Origin of the sequence: Cobetia amphilecti, assembly GCF_020217465.1 — a bacterium.
In the GTDB taxonomy this organism is placed as follows: Bacteria; Pseudomonadota; Gammaproteobacteria; order Pseudomonadales; family Halomonadaceae; genus Cobetia; species Cobetia amphilecti.
The window spans coordinates 3,875,476-3,892,752 of record NZ_CP084115.1 but is presented as its reverse complement, the minus strand read 5'-3'; the positions used below and the strand labels follow the sequence as shown (position 1 = coordinate 3,892,752).

Below are 17,277 nucleotides of genomic sequence, written 5' to 3'. Positions count from 1 at the left end.
TCTATCGATGAAATCGAAGCACTCACCCCGCTGCAGCGGCTTGCGTCGTATTCACCTGCCGGTCTTGCTGTCAGGTGGACTGCTGGTCTCCTTGCCCGTGCTGGCAGACAGCGACACACTACTTCAGTTGCCCACCACCCAGAGTGTCGGCGTTACGCCCAATGTTCTGCTGGTGCTGGATGACTCGGGCTCGATGACCTGGGAAGACACCTTTGATGGTGGTAGCTCCTATCAGGGCTACAACATGCTTTACAAGAAGCGACAGGTATGTGAGAAGGTCGAGAAAAAATATAGTAATGGATGGAAGTGGTCCTGTGAATATGTCTTCAAGCCGCAAGATCTTTCCAACAAATACTTCTGTGCTGACTCCAATAGCCAAGCCTATGACCCGGATCAGATCTATCAGCCCTGGAAGTCTGGAAATGGGGATGAACGTTATGATGACATGGACCCGGCAGCGGCGTGGATTGATTTCAATGAAGGCGATGATGAAGACAATCTGGTTGACCTGACGGACCCGGATCTCGAGTTTCGTTATTACACTGGCAGCAATTGCAGTGACAGCAGCGAAGTGCAGGTTTCGGATCTCAGTCCGGATGAGCAGGTCAACTATGCCAACTGGTTCACTTATTATCGCAGTCGCTTGAATGTCGGCAAGGCTGCCGGTCTCGAGCTGCTTTCCGATATTGAGTACCGCACTGGGTTCATCACCATCAACCCCGGCTCAGAGACGGCAACCAAGGTAAAGGTCGATGATATTCTGGATTCGATCATAGAATATGTCACCAATGTACTGGGCAATCTGGTATCAGTCGTCACAACAAGTGACAGTGGCAACGATCATCTTGATGAGATCAAGGATGCCATCGTCAAAACGGAAATCAGCTCAAGCAACACCTATGTGTCGACGCCCTTGCGTGAGGCACTCTATCGCGCTGGTGAATATTACAGTGACAATTACTCCAGCCTGGGTTCCACGCCGATTCTTTCCGAAGATGAAGGCGGTATGTGTCAGCAGAACTTCACTGTTTTGATCACCGATGGTTTCTGGAACTCCGAAAACTCTTCCGCCTCCAATAATATTGAAAGCAAGATCGGCGATGCCAATGGTGACGGACGAACCTGGCGGGAAAGTTATAACTACAGTTATGGCGGTGATGCCACGCTGGCGGATGTCGCTTATTATTATGCTCATAATGATCTCTTGCCGAAGCTTGGAAGCGGGACCTATGAAAAGCAGGTGATGACGACCTATACGGTGGCGTTCGGGGTCGAGTCGACCAGTGACGACTGGGATGACAAGGATCGCGTCATCGAGAGCAGCTCCAGCACCATCGATGATCTGGAGCAGGCGGCGATCGATGGCGGGGGCTCCTACTTCAATGCCTCCAGTCCGACGGACCTCGTCTCGGCCCTGGCGGCGATCGCCTCCGAGATCGTCGCGGTGGGCAACAGTGTCAGTGGCCTCTCCACCAACCTGACCACGGCCAGTGTCGAGACGGATAGCCAACTGATCGAGAGCCGCTATTCCGCCTCGACCTGGACGGGTGATGTGGTGGCCTCGTCGGTACAGGAGGGCAAGGACGTCGAGGATGACGACCAGGTCTGGAGTGCTGCCACCCAGTTGAGTGAGGCATTGGCGGATGAGGATGGTGTTGAGTCGCGTACGGTCTTCACCATGTCCGGCGGCAACGGAGTCGAGTTCACGACCGACAATGCGGGCCGTCTGAGCTCCAGCCAGCGCAATGATCTCGCGCGCATGGAGGTCGGTGGCAACTCCACCGATGACCATGTGGAGGCGGCGATCGAATGGTTGCGGGGCAGCGATGAATACGAAGGTGATGGCCTGCGCAATCGCACTGGCGTCCAGCTGGGCGACATCATCGGCTCGTCGCCTGTCGTCGTGACTCAAGAAGACTCGACGACAGAGGGCAGTGTCTTTGTCGGGGCCAACGACGGCATGCTGCATGCCTTCGACCTCAAGACCGGCAACGAGCAGTTCGCCTATATTCCGGAACTGCTCTACAGCGAAGAGGACGACGCAGGGCTGGGGTATCTGACGGACCCGGGCTATCAGCATCGCTACTATGTCGACGGTGAACTGCGTCTGGCCAGCCTGAATGGTGAGGAGTGGCTGGTATCCGGTCTCGCTGGCGGTGGACGCGGCCTGTTCGCGCTCAATGTCACCAAGGCCGTGGCAGGCGAAGACTTCGATGAAGATGATGTGGTGCGCTGGGAATTCGGTGCCAGTGACGATGATGACATGGGGCATGTCTACGGCAGCGCGCATATCGTCACCCTCAACAACGGCGACAGCGCGGTGCTGGTCGGCAACGGGCTGGAAACGGCCGATGAGAACGCCGCGCCGACGTTGTTCGCATTGGAGCTTGATGGAGTCAATGCCGGCGGCGTGATCGCCAAGCTGTCCCCCAGCGGAGTGACCGGCGGATTGGCAAACCTGCAGGTCGCGGACCTCGACAGCAATGGCACCGTCGATTTCGCCTATGGCGGAGACCTGCAGGGGCGACTGTGGAAGTTTGACCTCAGTGACGACGACAGCAGCAAGTGGAATGTCACGCGCCTGTTCACGGCCTGTGCTACCAGCCTGACCGGCGGGGAGTGCCAGACGGACGCGCTGCAGCCGATCACCGTCAAGCCGACACTCAGTCGCTACTCCGGCGAGACGCACACCATGACCTCGCCCAATCTGCTGGTGTCCTTCGGGACCGGCCAGGACATGTACGCCGACGCCGAAGATGAAGCCTGGGTCACGCAGAGCCTCTACACCGTGCTGGATACCGGCGGCAGTCATACCAGCCTGACGCGCAGTGACCTTGAGGCACGCAACTTCGTCAGCGGCAGCTACACCAACGGCGAGCTGACAGGCCGGACCCTTGGCGGCGACAGCTTTGCCTACTATCCCAGCCAGCTCGAGGATCAAGACACGGATCGCTTCGGCTGGTATCTGGATCTGGATACCTCCGAGCAGGAAGAGCTGGTCGAGCCGGCCAATCTGCTCTCCAATCTGGTGGTCTTCTCCACCAGCACGTCCAGTACCGGAACCAACTTCTGTGAAAGTACCGGCGGTGGCTGGCTGGTCGCGCTGGACACCGAGACAGGTCTGCCGACCTACGACGATAGCGAAGGCAGCTACGTGACCATCTTCGATTTCAATCAGGATGAGGCCTTCAGCGCTGATGACCTGGTCGGTACCCTCGTTGATGACACCGTCGCCGTCGGCAATGTCATCGTCAGCGTCAAGTTGAGCGGTACACCGACATCCAGTGTCAGTGTCGGTGATACGGTCTACGTGGGCACCAGTTCGCTGGGCAGCGAGGAGGGTGGTGTCTCGTCCTATGATCTCAACGTGTCCAGCTCGACGGACACCGGCCGTGTCTCCTGGTATCAGCTGCGCTGAGCCCGTCTCGATATGAGGCAAGGATGACACGCTGCGCCGCCACGCCTTCCCCGGAGTGGCGGCGCCTTGCCTTTCATCAGGGCTTACTTCCTTCAGGCAGGTTTGCCTTGAGCCTTTTAACCGAGTCTTGCGCCCTGGTCTTTCACTCAAGCCCTTCATTCACGTTCTTCAAGGAAGCACTTCATGGCCAGTCTTCTCTCTTCCCGTTCGCGCCTCTCTCGGCGCCGGTACGCCTCAGGCTTCACGCTGACGGAGATCATGATCGTGATCGTCATCGTCGGCATTCTCGCGGCGATCGCCTACCCGAGCTATCAGGACCAGGTAATTCGCTCGCGTCGTGCCGATGGGCAGGCGGCGCTGATGTCATTGGCCCAGGCCCAGGAGCGCTACATGGCGCGTTGCGGCGGCTACGCGACCAGCATCGCCGGCGACAGTGATTGTGATGAGGAAGGACTGGGGCGTGCCACCGAGTCGCCGGAAGGCTATTACACCCTGAGCCTGGAGGATGGCGCCACGACCACGCGCTTCACGCTCATCGCGACCGCGGTGGCGCCTCAAAGCGCCGATGCCGACTGCCCCGCGCTGACCCTCACCAATACCGGTGTCCGCGATACGACCGGCGACGGCGATTGCTGGTAGCCGTGAAGCGCTCGGCTCTGCACGATGCTGGAGACTCTGCTCAATGCTGGAGGCTCTGCGCAATGCTGGATTGCACGCGGCTCGCTTGCACCGCCTTGCGGGCGGCGTATTCTTGATCCCTTTCTCGGGCTGATGGCAGGAGCGAACAGGCGTGAATGACTTTGTGGTGGTAGGCGGTGGCGTGATCGGCATGCTGACCGCGCTGGAGCTGGCGGATGGCGGTGCCGAGGTCACGCTGGTCGAGCGAGGCCAGTGTGGGCGTGAGGCGTCATGGGCGGGCGGCGGTATCGTCTCGCCGTTGTATCCGTGGCGTTATAGCGCGCCGATCTCACGCCTGTCTGCCTGGTCGGAAGGCTTCTACCCCACGCTGGCCGAGCGCCTGATCGAGACCACCGGCATCGACCCCGAATATCGCCAGCAGGGCCTGCTGTACCTGAATGTCGAGGACGCCGAGCAGGCACTGGCCTGGTCCCGGGAATATGCCAAGCCGCTGACGCGCGTGGACGCCGACTTCGTTTATGACAAGGCACCGGCGGTCGCGCTCGGCTGTGAGTCGGCGCTGTGGATGCCGACGCTGGGCAGCATCCGCAATCCGCGTCTGGGCAAGTCACTGCGCGCCGCGCTCGACGCTCACCCGCGCGTGCGGCTGCTGGAGAATGTCGCGGTGCAGGGCATTCTGCTGCAGGACGACACCGCCATCGGCGTACAGACCGCCAATTCGGTGCTGTCTGCCGGGCAGGTCGTGGTCTGCGGTGGTGCCTGGAGTCGAGAGATTCTGAGTGAGGCGGGGCTTGCGCTGCCGGTACGGCCGGTACGCGGCCAGATGGTGCTGTTCAAGGCACCCAAGGGGCTGGTGGAGCGCGTGGTGCTCAAGAATGGACGCTACGTGATACCGCGGGGCGATGGCCGTATCGTGGCCGGCTCGACGCTGGAGGAGGTCGGCTTCGACAAGGCGACCACCGCCGAGGCACGCGAGTCACTGATCAAGAGCGCCTGCGAGATCATCCCCGCGCTGGCGGAGTGTGAGGTCGAGCACCACTGGGCGGGACTGCGCCCCGGTTCGCCGACCGGCACGCCCTTCATTGGTGCCGTGCCTGAACGCCGCCACCTGCACGTCAATGCCGGCCATTACCGCAATGGGCTGGTACTGGCGCCGGCCTCGACCCGCCTGTTGGCGGATCAATTGCTCGGGCGTACGCCGATCATCGACCCCGCCCCCTACCAGCCCGAGGCCCTGCTGGCCGAGATCGCTGCGCTGGATACGTCGTCAAATGCCGGTGAGACCCGCTGGGCCTGAGGGATTGGTTGCCGTCTTTCGCCATCGAGCATCTCGTCTCGGTGGCGAATCATTTGCGCGGTCCTTCGTCGAGGAAGTGCTGCTGGTGTTCCTGGCAGCAGAAGTGCAGCGCCTCATGGCGGATGGCGTCATTTTCCGGCAGATGCAGGTCGCAGTAGGCGCAGCGCACCATGTTCTGCGCCTCGCGTTCGGCGGGGCTGTCGTTGCCGTAGTCGTCCTGGCTCAGCTTCCATTGGCGATACATGCGGTAAAGGCGCAGGCCGGCCCAGAACAGGGCGACGAAAACCAGCAGACGGATGATCAACAGGCTCATTCCTATATGACTCCCAGATGAGGCGGCGCGCGTGGCTTTTGCCAGCGGCGCGACCTTGCGGGACAATGGCGGCCAACATGATGACAGGTGGGCCGGTGCACGGCTCAGTGATCTGAGCCAGATGTCTGGCCACAGTGTACTGGCCCCTTATCGAACCGCCAATCGAGAGATCCTTACCGCATGCAAGATCTGACTCTGGTGATGGCCCAGCTCGACCCGCTGGTCGGTGATATTCCCGGCAACACTGCGCGTGCCATCGAATCGGTGCGTGAAGCGAGTCTTGAGCACAAGGCCGATGTCGTAGTGCTGCCCGAGTTGTGTCTGACCGGCTACCCGCCGGAAGACCTGCTGCTACGCGAGTCCATGGAATCCCGCCTCGAGGAGGCGCGCGCCCAGATGGCGAAGAAGGTCGCGCCGGGCGTGATGGTCATCGTCGGCTACCCCGGCATGCGTGACGGCAAGCGTTACAACCTGGCCGGCGTGCTCAAGGATGGTGAGTGGATCGCCGAATATGCCAAGCAGGCCTTGCCCAACTATCAGGTCTTCGATGAGCAGCGCTATTTCACGCCGGGCAGCGAGCCGTGTGTGGTCGAGTGCCGTGGTGCCCGCCTGGGCATCGTCATCTGCGAAGACCTGTGGGACGGCGTGCCGATCCGTCAGGCGCGCGATGCCGGTGCCGAGATTCTCGTCAGCCTCAACGCCTCGCCCTACCACCTGGAGAAGCCGGCCGAGCGCAATCAGCTGTTCGCCGAGCGGGCAGCCGAGGTCAATTGCCCGCTGGTCTACGTCAATCAGATCGGCGGTCAGGATGAGCTGGTCTTCGACGGGGGCTCTGCCGCCATCGATGCCGACGGCAAGACCTGCGTGCAGGCACCGTGGTGGGATGTCGGCCTGATGCCGGTGCAGTTCCTCAAGACAGAGGGTGGCAACTGGGTGCCGCAGAGTGGCGAGCTCGCCGAGCTGCTGTCGCCGGAGGAGTCACTCTACTGTGCGCTGGTCACCGGGCTGCGTGACTACGTCAACAAGAGCGGCTTCAAGGGTGTGGTGCTGGGGCTTTCCGGGGGCATCGATTCCGGCCTGTCGCTGGCCATCGCCGTCGATGCGCTGGGCGCGGACCGCGTGCACGCCGTGATGATGCCGTATCACTACACCGCGGACATCTCCAAGGAAGACGCCGCCGAGCAAGCCAGGCTGCTGGGCGTGAATTACGAGGTGATGCCCATCGCGCCGATGGTCGAGGCCTTCACCGAGACCCTGGCGGAGAGCTTCGCCGGCAGCGAGCGCGACACCACCGAGGAGAACCTGCAGTCGCGGTGCCGTGGTGTGCTGCTGATGGCCATCTCCAACAAGAAGGGCCTGATGGTGCTGACCACCGGCAACAAGAGCGAGATGGCGGTGGGTTACGCCACGCTCTACGGCGACATGGTCGGCGGCTACAACGCGCTCAAGGATGTCTACAAGAGCTGGGTGTTCCGTCTCGCCAACTGGCGCAACACCATGGGCCCGGCGATTCCGGAGCGCGTCATCACGCGCCCGCCGTCCGCCGAGCTCGCCGAAGACCAGCTCGACAGCGATTCGCTGCCGGACTACGACACCCTGGATGCGATTCTCACCCACTATATCGAGGGTGACATGAGCGCCGAGGCGATCATCCGCTCAGGCTTCGAGGAAGAGGATGTCTATCGCGTGGTGCGTCTGGTCGACCGTACCGAGTACAAGCGCCGTCAGGCACCGGTAGGCGTGCGCGTCACGCCGCGCGGCTTCGGGCGGGACCGCCGCTATCCGATCGTCAATGGCTGGGTGGCCGGCGAATGACGGATTGCGGATTCTTTGCGCAAGACGCTGAAAGCGCCTGAATCCGACGATTCTGGCCATGCTGGCAGCACGAAAAAGCCCGTGATCGATGATCACGGGCTTTTCGATGGTGACGCCTGCCGGTCGTCAGACCGTCAGGTCGTCAGCCTTCACGTAACGCGGCTCGAAGGTACGACCATCCAGACGTTCGTTGTCCGGATCATTCTGGATCAGCACCTTGAGCGTCTCGCTGGCACGGTCACGCAGACCGAGGCCCAGATAGCCCTCGACCATCACGGCCAGCGCATCGCGGGTGGCAGGAGTGTTAGGGTAGTGCTCAATGACCCACTCACCCCGCTTCACGGCAGCCAGATAGGCCTGCTTGCGCAGGTAGAAATCGGCTGTCTGCAGCTCGCCGCGAGCCAGTACGTTGCGCAGATAGATGATGCGCTGACGGGAATCTGCCGCGTAGGTGCTGTTGGGGAAGCGACGTACCAGCTCACCGAAGTCGACGTAGGCATCGCGTGTCGCGCCCAGGTCACGCTTGGAAATATCGATCAGATCGAGGGATTCCAGGCTGAAGCGACCCGCGCTGTACGCTGCCAGTCCACGCATGTAGTAGGCATAATCGACCTGCGGGTGATCGGGGTGCAGGCGAATGAAACGGCTGGCCGCGGCGCGTGCCGCCTCCCAGTTGTCGACCTGGTAATAGGCGTAGATCAGCTCCAGCTGCGACTGTTCGGCGTAGCTGCCGAACGGGAAGCGAGTATCCAGGGCTTCAAGTTGTTGCACAGCGGAGTTGAAGCGGCTGGTATCCAAGGAAACCTGGGCCTGACGATACAGGTCCTGCTCCTGAAGATCCGGTGCCGGCTCGTTGGACGCACAGCCAGCCAGCAAGGTGCTGGCCAGGGCGAGGGCAGTCAAGGGAAGGGCGCGCATCGGTTTCCTCATCTCGGGCAATCCATGGCGGGCATGCTAGAATCCGCCGATCCGCACTCACTATAAAGCAAAGGCCCTTTCGTGCGAAACGGCCTCAGAGAGCAATATGGCAGACACCATCAACCGCGAAGAGCGGATCCCGGAGGCGATGATTGGCATGCGCCTTGATCAGGCCTGCGCCGAGATCTTCTCCGACTATTCCCGCGAGCGTCTCAAGCACTGGATCAAGACCGGTGCGCTGACCCTCGACGGTGCCGCCGTCAAACCCCGCGAGAAGGTCTATGGCGGTGAACGTCTGGCCCTGACCGCCGAGCTTGAAGAAGAAGTCAGCCACGAGCCGGAAGATATCGAGCTCGAGATCGTCTATGAAGACGACGACGTGCTGGTCATCAACAAGGAGCACGGCATGGTCGTGCACCCGGGCGCGGGTAACCACGATGGCACGCTGCTCAACGCCATCCTGCATCATTGTCCGGGCAATTCCATGATGCCGCGTGCCGGCATCGTGCACCGTCTCGACAAGGACACCAGCGGGCTGATGGTGGTGGCCAAGTCATTGACCGCCCAGGCGGACCTGGTCGAGCAGCTGCAGGCCCGTACCGTGTCGCGCGAGTACGATGCCGTCGTCACGGGCGTGCTGACCTCCGGTGCCACCGTGGATGCGCCCATCGGGCGTCACCCCAAGGACCGCAAGCGTCAGGCCGTCACTCACAGTGGCAAGCCGGCGGTCACCCACTTCCGCGTAGTGGAGCGCTTCCGGGGGCACACCCATATCCGCTGCAAGCTGGAAACCGGGCGTACCCACCAGATTCGCGTGCACATGGCGCACCAGCGCTATCCGCTGGTCGGAGATCCGGTCTACGGCGGGCGTCTGAAGCTGCCGCCGGGTGCCAGTGACCCGCTCAAGGAGCTGCTGCGTCAGTTCCCGCGTCAGGCACTGCATGCCCGTCGTCTCGCCTTCATCCACCCGATCACGGGCAAGGAAGTCGAATTCCGCGCCGAGATGCCGGGCGACATGCTGGTGTTGATCGACTATCTCAAGGAAGACATCGCTCGCTGAGGCGGCAGGCTCGCGCGACACGCCGCACAAGGAGAGGTTATGCACGACGAGAGTCTACGCCCGACGCTGATACTGCCGGACTGGCCCGCGCCGAGCCCGGTGCAGGCCTTCGTGACCACGCGTGAGAGCGGCCCCAGCCAGGGGCCGTATGCCGGCTTCAATCCGGCGCTGCATGTCGGCGATGACCCGGCGATGGTGGCGCAGGTGCGCGAGCTGCTCGCGGCGGAGGTCGATGATGGCCGTCCGCTGGCGTGGCTGGATCAGGTACACGGCACTCAGGTGGTGGATGCCTTCGATGTCTGCCACGCCGAAGACCGCCCAGATGCCCCGCCACGGGCGGATGCCTGCATCAGTACCGGGACCGGACAGGCCTGTGTGGTGATGACGGCGGACTGTCTGCCGGTGCTGTTCTGTGATCGGCAGGGCACGCGCGTCGGCGTGGCGCATGCGGGTTGGCGCGGGCTGGTCGAAGGCGTGCTGGAAGCCACCATCGAGCGTCTCGGTGATGACCCCGGCGAGCTGATGGCCTGGCTGGGCCCGGCGATCTCCAATGCACAGTTCGAGGTCGGCCCCGAGGTGCGTGATGCCTTCATCGCGGATCTGCCTGAGGCCGATGATGCCTTCGAGGCCAGCCCCTACCGGCTCGGTCACTACATGGGTGATCTCTACAAGCTGGCACGCCTGCGTCTCGAGCGTGCCGGGGTCGGTCATGTCAGTGGCGGCCACTTCTGTACCGCCTCTGAATCCCGCTTCTATTCCCACCGGCGGGATGATGGCGTGACCGGACGCCTCGCCACGGTGATCTGGCTGCGCTGAGGCGCTGATCAGGAATCTCTGATCGGGACTTGGATCAGCGCATTCCGCAAGCTCGACATGCAGTACCCACAAACGCCCCGTTGACCTGATGTTTCAGGTTGGCGGGGCGTTTCTGTGTGTGTGGCAAAGCTGATGACCGGCGGGGGCAGCCGGAATCTGACCTGGATCAGGCAAATGCCACAACATGCTGCAGCGCGGCGAATCCTGCCTTGAAAGCCGTGCGCCAGCCCCCATCTTGAGAGTCAGATACGAAATGTTACAGGCGAAGCTCCTGAGAAAAGGAGTACCGCCATGACTCTCAGGAGAAGGCACCATGCGCATCGACAAACTCACCAGCAAGCTGCAGAACGCTCTGGCGGATGCCCAGTCGCTCGCCGTCGGGCGAGGCCACAATGAAATTCACCCGCAGCATCTGCTGCTGGCACTGCTGGAAGACCGCGATGGCGGTCTCAAGGCGCTGGTCAACAAGGCGGGCGGCGATGCCACCAGCCTGATGAGTGGCCTCAAGCGCCAGCTGGATGACCTGCCCACCGTGTCCCAGTTCGACGGCAATGTCGCGCCCTCGCAGGCCCTCGGCAAGCTTCTGAATCTGGCCGATCGCGAAGCGCAGAAACGCGGCGATCAATACATCGCCTCCGAGCTCGCGCTGCTGGCCGCGCTGGAGCTGGGCGGTGATCTCGGCAAGCTGTTCACCTCCTCGGGCATCAAGAAGCCCGCCCTGACGTCCGCCATCGATGCGCTGCGCGGTGGCGAAGCCGTGGGCGATGCCGATGCCGAGAACAATCGCGAGGCGCTCAACAAGTACACCCTGGATCTCACCGAGCGCGCGCGGGATGGCAAGCTCGACCCGGTGATCGGGCGTGACGAGGAAATTCGCCGCACGATCCAGGTGCTGCAGCGTCGCACCAAGAACAACCCGGTGCTGATCGGTGAGCCCGGCGTCGGCAAGACCGCCATCGTCGAGGGGCTGGCCAGCCGTATCGTCAATGGCGAGGTGCCGGAAGGCCTCAAGAACAAGCGCGTGCTGTCCCTCGACATGGGCTCGCTGCTGGCGGGGGCCAAGTTCCGCGGCGAATTCGAGGAGCGCCTCAAGTCGGTGCTGAAGGAGCTGGCACAGGAAGAAGGCCAGGTCATCCTGTTCATCGACGAGCTGCACACCATGGTCGGCGCGGGCAAGGCCGAAGGCGCGATGGATGCCGGCAACATGCTCAAGCCGGCGCTGGCGCGTGGCGAGCTGCACTGTGTCGGTGCCACCACGCTTGACGAGTATCGCCAGTACATCGAGAAGGACGCCGCACTCGAGCGCCGCTTCCAGAAGGTGCAGGTCGACCAGCCCAGCGAGGAAGACACCATCGCCATCCTGCGTGGCCTGAAGGAACGCTACGAGGTGCACCACGGGGTCGACATCACCGACAGCGCCATCATCGCCGCCGCGCGGTTGTCCTCGCGCTACATCACGGACCGCCAGCTGCCGGACAAGGCGATCGACCTGATCGATGAGGCCGCGTCACGTATCCGCATGGAACTGGATTCCAAGCCGGAGGAGATGGACCGTCTCGACCGTCGCCTGATCCAGCTCAAGATGGAGCGTGAAGCGCTCAAGAAGGAAACCGACGAGGCGGCGCTCAAGCGCCTCGGCGCGCTTGAGGACCAGATCTCGGAGCTGGAGCGGGAATACGCCGACCTCGATGAAGTCTGGAAGGCCGAGAAGTCCAGCATCCAGGGCGCGGCCCAGTTCAAGGCCGAGCTGGAGCAGGCGCGTATCGATCTGGAGCAGGCGCGCCGCGCCGGTGATCTCAGTCGCATGTCGGAACTGCAGTACGGCGTGATTCCGGGGCTCGAGAAGCAGATCAGCGAAGCCGGCGACGGCGAGGCGGATACCTCCGCCCACGTACTGCTGCGCTCCAATGTCACCGAGGAGGAGATTGCCGAGGTCGTCTCGCGCTGGACCGGCATTCCGGTCGCCAAGATGCTTGAAGGCGAGCGTGACAAGCTGCTGCGCATGGAAGAGGCGCTGCACGAGAAGGTGATCGGCCAGGACGAGGCGGTGATCGCGGTATCCAATGCGGTGCGTCGTTCACGCGCGGGGCTGTCCGATCCGAATCGTCCCAACGGCTCCTTCCTGTTCCTCGGCCCGACCGGTGTCGGCAAGACGGAGCTCTGCAAGTCACTGGCCAACTTCCTGTTCGACACCGAAGAGGCGATGGTGCGCATCGACATGTCCGAGTTCATGGAGAAGCATTCCGTGGCTCGCTTGATCGGCGCGCCTCCCGGCTATGTCGGCTATGAAGAGGGCGGCTATCTGACCGAGGCCGTGCGCCGCAAGCCGTACTCCGTGCTGCTGCTCGACGAGGTCGAGAAGGCGCATCCGGATGTCTTCAACATCCTGCTGCAGGTGCTGGAAGATGGCCGCCTGACCGATGGTCAGGGGCGCACCGTCGACTTCCGCAATACCGTGATCGTGATGACCTCCAACCTGGGCTCGGAAATGATCCAGCGCATGAGCGGCCTCAATGGCGAGCTGGCGGAAGACGAGGGCAGTACGGAAAGCGCCGACGAGCGTGCCGAGCGCAAGGCGGCCTTCCAGTACGACGACATGAAGACGGCGGTGATGGAAGTCGTCGGCAATCACTTCCGCCCGGAGCTGATCAACCGCATCGATGAAGTGGTCGTGTTCCACGCGCTGGGACAGGCGCAGATCGCCTCCATCGCGGGCATTCAGCTTGAGCGTCTCAAGGCGCGTCTGGCCGAGCGTGATCTCGGCTTCGAGATCACCGACCCGGCGATGGCCTTGCTGGCCAAGGCCGGCTTCGATCCGGTCTATGGCGCTCGCCCGCTCAAGCGCGCCATCCAGAGCCGCATCGAGAACCCGCTGGCCCAGGCCCTGCTGGGCGGTGACTTCGTGCCCGGTGACGTTATCCATGTCGGCGAAGAGGGCGGGGAGCTGACCTTCACGCGCTGATTCGTGCGCCCGTGAGTGACGCCCCACCGTGACGGAAGCACGCCCTTCCGCTTGCGGTGGGGCGTTCTTGTGTCTGCCGCCCGGGCGCAAAAAGACAACCCGGCGTGAGGCATGCTGAAATTCACGAAGCAGGAAATTGCGAATTTATCGCCATTGGTGAGGTTTTACGCACGCTTATGGCCGGATTCGTTGTTATCGGTGTGGCATTTGGCGCAGGCGGCGCACACTGGCGTAAGGTTGAGTTGACAGCCCCTTGCGGCTGTTGGACTCTTGACCATTCCTGATTGCGGGCGCGGCCATTCGGGCGACCCTCGAAGCGCCGCGTGAAGGACAGACGCTGAGTCGCTGTCCGCCTGTCAAAGGATACGCCGGTCCGGGTACGCCAACCGTACCGACCGGCCATCAGCCCCGACCGCATCCAACCGATGCGACAAGAGTGCAGGCCCTAACCGGGCCGCAGACGCCAGGGTTTGGCATCAGGTGCCGCAATTTCTGCGGTAGCGACATTTAGGTCGCACTCGATCCGGCTTGCGCATTGCCGCCGGACGCACTCGAGACCTCCAGGGGAGAATAACCAAGTGGAATTGCTTTCCGGCGCTGACATGATCGCCCGCGCCCTGCATGACGAGGGCGTGGAATATATTTACGGCTATCCCGGTGGAGCGGCGCTGCATATCTATGACGCCCTGTTCCGCCAGGACAAGGTCCAGCACATTCTGGTCCGTCACGAGCAGGCCGCGACCCACGCCGCCGATGGTTACGCGCGCGCCTCCGGCAAGCCGGGTGTGGTGCTGGTCACCTCAGGCCCGGGCGCGACCAATGCCGTCACCGGTATTGCCACGGCCTACATGGACTCGATCCCCATGGTCGTGCTGTGTGGTCAGGTCGCCAGCCACCTGATCGGTGAAGACGCCTTCCAGGAAACCGACATCGTCGGTGTGACCCGCCCGATCGTGAAGCACAGCTTCTCGATCAAGCACCCGAGCGAGATTCCCGAGGTGATCAAGAAGGCCTTCTATCTGGCCTCCAGTGGTCGCCCGGGGCCGGTCGTCATCGATATCCCGAAGGACATGACCGCCCCGACCGAACGCTATGAGTACAGCTACCCCAAGAAGGTACGCATGCGCTCCTATAGCCCGGTCACCCGTGGCCACAGCGGTCAGATCAAGAAAGCCGTCGAGCTGATGCTCAAGGCACGTCGCCCGCTGTTCTTCACTGGCGGTGGTGTGGTGTCAGGGCGTGCCAGCGAAGCGCTGACTGACCTGGTGCGCCGCCTCAACTTCCCGATCACCACCTCGCTGATGGGCATCGGTGCCTACCCGCAGGGCGATCGGCAGTGTCTGGGCTGGCCCGGCATGCACGGCTCCTACGAGTCGAACAATGCCATGCACCACACCGATCTGATCATCTGCATCGGTGCGCGCTTCGATGACCGCGTGACCAACAACACCTCGAAGTTCTGCCCGACGGCCAAGATCATCCACGTCGACATCGATCCGAGCTCGGTCTCCAAGACCGTGCGCGCCGATGTGCCGATCGTCGGTCCGGCCGATGCCGTGATCAACGAGATGATCAGCCTCGTGCAGGGTCGCGAGCTGGCCAACCCTGATGCACTGGAGGCCTGGTGGTCCCAGATCGATGGCTGGCGTGCCGAGCGTGAAGGCAAGCTGTATGAGCCGTCCGCCCCGGGTGAGCCGCTCAAGCCGCAGCAGGTGGTGGAAGCCGTGCACCGTGCGACGCGTGGCGAAGCCTTCGTCGCCACCGATGTCGGTCAGCACCAGATGTTCGCCGCCCAGTACTACAAGTTCCAGCGCCCCAACCGCTGGATCACCTCCGGTGGCCTGGGCACCATGGGCTTCGGCTTCCCGGCGGCCATGGGCATCAAGATGTCCTACCCGGAAGACGATGTGGTGCTGTTCACCGGTGAGGGCAGCTTCCAGATGATGATGCAGGAGTTCTCGACCTGTAAGCAGTACGGGATCGGGGTCAAGATCATCAACCTCAACAACCAGTCGCTGGGCATGGTGCGTCAGTGGCAGGACCTGAACTACAAGTCCCGTCACTCGCATTCCTATATGGAGTCGCTGCCTGACTTCGTGCAGCTGGCGGGTGCCTATGGCTTCCGTGCCATCAAGGTGCACACGGTGGAGGAGCTCGAGCCTGCGCTGGAAGAAGCCTTCCGCAACAAGGACGAGCTGGTGTTCCTCGACATCTATGTCGACCCGCGTGAACACGTCTACCCGATGCAGGTGCCTCTCGGCTCCATGCGTGACATGCTGCTTACGAAGACGGAGCGGACCTGATGCGCCATATCATCTCCATTCTGATGGAAAACGAACCGGGCGCGCTGTCACGGGTCGTCGGCCTGTTTTCACAGCGCAACTTCAACATCGAGACCCTCAACGTGGCCCCGACCGAAGACGCGACCCTGTCCCGTCTGACCGTCACCACGGTCGGTGAAGATCGCGTCATCGAGCAGATCACCAAACATCTCAACAAGCTGGTGGATGTGGTCAAGCTGGTGGATCTCACCGAGGGCAGCCACATCGAGCGCGAGCTGATGCTGGTCAAGGTCAAGGCGCTGGGCGCCCAGCGTGACGAGATCAAGCGCACGGCGGACATCTTCCGTGCCCAGATCGTCGACATCACGCCGAGCCTCTACACCATCCAGATCACCGGCGACGGTGGCAAGCTGGATGCCTTCCTGGCGGCGATGCAGCCGGTAGGCGTGCTGGAAGTGGCACGTACCGGTGTCTCCGGCATCGCTCGCGGTGAGAAGGTGTTGAGCCTGTAAGACGGTGGTGGTGGAATCGCAAGACAAGAACGGCGCCCCTCGGGGCGCCGTTTTCGTTGCTGCGCCATTTTCGTTGGCTCGCTACCAGGTATCAGTCAGCGGGGCGCTGCGGCGAGCCGGGCAGTTGCTCCCACAACGCGCGCACCAGCGGGTGACGCAGGCGTTTTTCCTGGACGCACAGCCCGACCTTGTAGGGAGTCAGCGGCGGATCGACATCAAGGATGCGCACCTGGTCGGCCAGCGGCGAATTGTCGAGCACGATCTGCGGTACCACGCCGATCCCGAAGCCCAGCCCGACCATGCTGACGATGGCCTCGTTGCCGGCGACCTGGGCATACAGGCGAGGCTTGATGCCGCGTGTATGGCACCAGGCATCGAAGCGCTCGCGCGCCAGGCCGGTCTCCGACAGGATCATCGGCACGCGAGTCCAGTCGATGTGGTCGTCGCCCGCCGCCGAATCGTCCGCCTCGCCGATGCCTTCCAGTTGCTGGCCGGGGCCATCACGACGCGGGGCAATGAAGCGCAGTGGCGACTCGGCGAAGTCGGTGAAGGCGAGACGGGAAGGCAGCACGTCGGGGCGCGCGGCGATCGCCAGGTCCTCGTGTCCCATCAGGACACGCTCCAACGCCACGGCGGGGTCGCCGGTATGCAGCTTGAGCTCCACATGCGGATGGCGGGCACGGAAGGTGGCCAGAATCTCGTAGAGAAAGCTGTAGCTGGCGGTCACCGAGCAATACAGGGAGAGCTCGCCGCGCAGCTCATCGCTGTCTTCCAGCAGTGACTGGCGAATGTCATCCCACTGACTCAGGAGTTCGCGAGCATGACGACGGAAGCGTTCACCCGCCGGTGTCAGCGCGACGCTGCGGTTGTCGCGCTCGAACAGGCTGACGCCCAGCTCTTCCTCCATGGCCCGGATGGCACGTGACAGGGCAGAGGCGCTCAGGTGGCAGGCTGTGCTGGCGCGCCCGAAATGCAGCGTTTCGGCGAGGGTCAGGAATTGCTTGAGTTGACGATTGTCCATGCCGGAGTCCGCTGTCGGTGAGTGCTGTAGAGGGAAATGCCTTGTATTGCGCAATATGGCATATAATGGTGCAAATATAGCATTTTACGCAATGTCGAGGTGCAGGTAAGGTGGACTCATCGCCGCGCAGGAGGAGGACGGCAGACCTTGATTCAAGGCGCACGACCTCCCCAGGACGCAGAGCGGCCGAGACAGATGGCCGTCGGCGCTGGACACTGTCATAC

The 17,277-nt window shown here is 62.6% G+C and carries 12 protein-coding genes; 9 read left to right on the top strand and 3 right to left on the bottom strand.

What is annotated here, in order from left to right:
* Positions 1 to 7: 7 nt before the first annotated feature.
* The 3 genes from LCW13_RS16205 (at position 8) to thiO (ending at position 5,354) form a co-directional block, all read left to right on the top strand.
* Positions 8 to 3,418 (top strand): pilus assembly protein, encoded by a 3,411-nt coding sequence (locus tag LCW13_RS16205; protein WP_225347384.1) that lies wholly within the window; start codon positions 8 to 10, stop codon positions 3,416 to 3,418.
* 183 nt (positions 3,419 to 3,601) lie between these two features.
* Entirely contained in the window at positions 3,602 to 4,057 is a 456-nt protein-coding gene (locus tag LCW13_RS16200) for a type IV pilin protein (protein WP_153636655.1), read from the top strand.
* A gap of 151 nt (positions 4,058 to 4,208) precedes the next feature.
* On the top strand, positions 4,209 to 5,354 hold the full coding sequence (gene thiO, locus LCW13_RS16195; RefSeq protein WP_225347383.1) for a glycine oxidase ThiO: 1,146 nt from the start codon (positions 4,209 to 4,211) through the stop codon (positions 5,352 to 5,354).
* Between the two features lie 49 nt (positions 5,355 to 5,403).
* Here the strand turns inward: thiO and LCW13_RS16190 are convergent, their stop codons facing one another.
* On the bottom strand, positions 5,404 to 5,667 hold the full coding sequence (locus LCW13_RS16190) for a PP0621 family protein (protein ID WP_043337174.1): 264 nt from the start codon (positions 5,665 to 5,667) through the stop codon (positions 5,404 to 5,406).
* Between the two features lie 180 nt (positions 5,668 to 5,847).
* Here LCW13_RS16190 and LCW13_RS16185 point away from each other — a divergent pair, with 180 nt between their 5' ends.
* Entirely contained in the window at positions 5,848 to 7,482 is a 1,635-nt protein-coding gene (locus tag LCW13_RS16185; RefSeq protein ID WP_225347382.1) for an NAD+ synthase, read from the top strand.
* Between the two features lie 126 nt (positions 7,483 to 7,608).
* On the opposite strand, the gene LCW13_RS16180 is transcribed toward LCW13_RS16185, so the two are convergent.
* Positions 7,609 to 8,412 (bottom strand): outer membrane protein assembly factor BamD, encoded by an 804-nt coding sequence (locus LCW13_RS16180; RefSeq protein WP_054556941.1) that lies wholly within the window; start codon positions 8,410 to 8,412, stop codon positions 7,609 to 7,611.
* A gap of 94 nt (positions 8,413 to 8,506) precedes the next feature.
* Here LCW13_RS16180 and rluD point away from each other — a divergent pair, with 94 nt between their 5' ends.
* The 5 genes from rluD to ilvN all read left to right on the top strand — a co-directional run bounded on the left by rluD (position 8,507) and on the right by ilvN (position 16,032).
* Positions 8,507 to 9,460 carry a 23S rRNA pseudouridine(1911/1915/1917) synthase RluD gene (gene rluD, locus LCW13_RS16175; RefSeq protein ID WP_054556942.1) on the top strand — a complete coding sequence of 318 codons (954 nt, stop codon included), beginning with the start codon at positions 8,507 to 8,509 and terminating at the stop codon, positions 9,458 to 9,460.
* Positions 9,461 to 9,499: 39 nt separating this feature from the next.
* Positions 9,500 to 10,276: a peptidoglycan editing factor PgeF gene (gene pgeF, locus LCW13_RS16170; RefSeq protein WP_043337183.1), complete on the top strand. Its 777-nt coding sequence runs from the start codon at positions 9,500 to 9,502 to the stop codon at positions 10,274 to 10,276.
* A gap of 313 nt (positions 10,277 to 10,589) precedes the next feature.
* The gene (clpB, locus tag LCW13_RS16165; RefSeq protein WP_225347381.1) at positions 10,590 to 13,238 is read left to right on the top strand and encodes an ATP-dependent chaperone ClpB; all 2,649 of its coding nucleotides are present in this window, start codon (positions 10,590 to 10,592) and stop codon (positions 13,236 to 13,238) included.
* Between the two features lie 578 nt (positions 13,239 to 13,816).
* Positions 13,817 to 15,541 carry an acetolactate synthase 3 large subunit gene (locus tag LCW13_RS16160; RefSeq protein ID WP_043337225.1) on the top strand — a complete coding sequence of 575 codons (1,725 nt, stop codon included), beginning with the start codon at positions 13,817 to 13,819 and terminating at the stop codon, positions 15,539 to 15,541.
* Positions 15,541 to 16,032 carry an acetolactate synthase small subunit gene (ilvN, locus tag LCW13_RS16155; protein ID WP_043337227.1) on the top strand — a complete coding sequence of 164 codons (492 nt, stop codon included), beginning with the start codon at positions 15,541 to 15,543 and terminating at the stop codon, positions 16,030 to 16,032. Before LCW13_RS16160 ends, ilvN begins: the two co-directional genes overlap by 1 nt.
* A 91-nt stretch (positions 16,033 to 16,123) precedes the next feature.
* Here the strand turns inward: ilvN and ilvY are convergent, their stop codons facing one another.
* Complete coding sequence (ilvY, locus tag LCW13_RS16150) at positions 16,124 to 17,053, bottom strand: HTH-type transcriptional activator IlvY (RefSeq protein WP_043337230.1); 930 nt, start codon at positions 17,051 to 17,053, stop codon at positions 16,124 to 16,126.
* Positions 17,054 to 17,277: the final 224 nt, after the last annotated feature.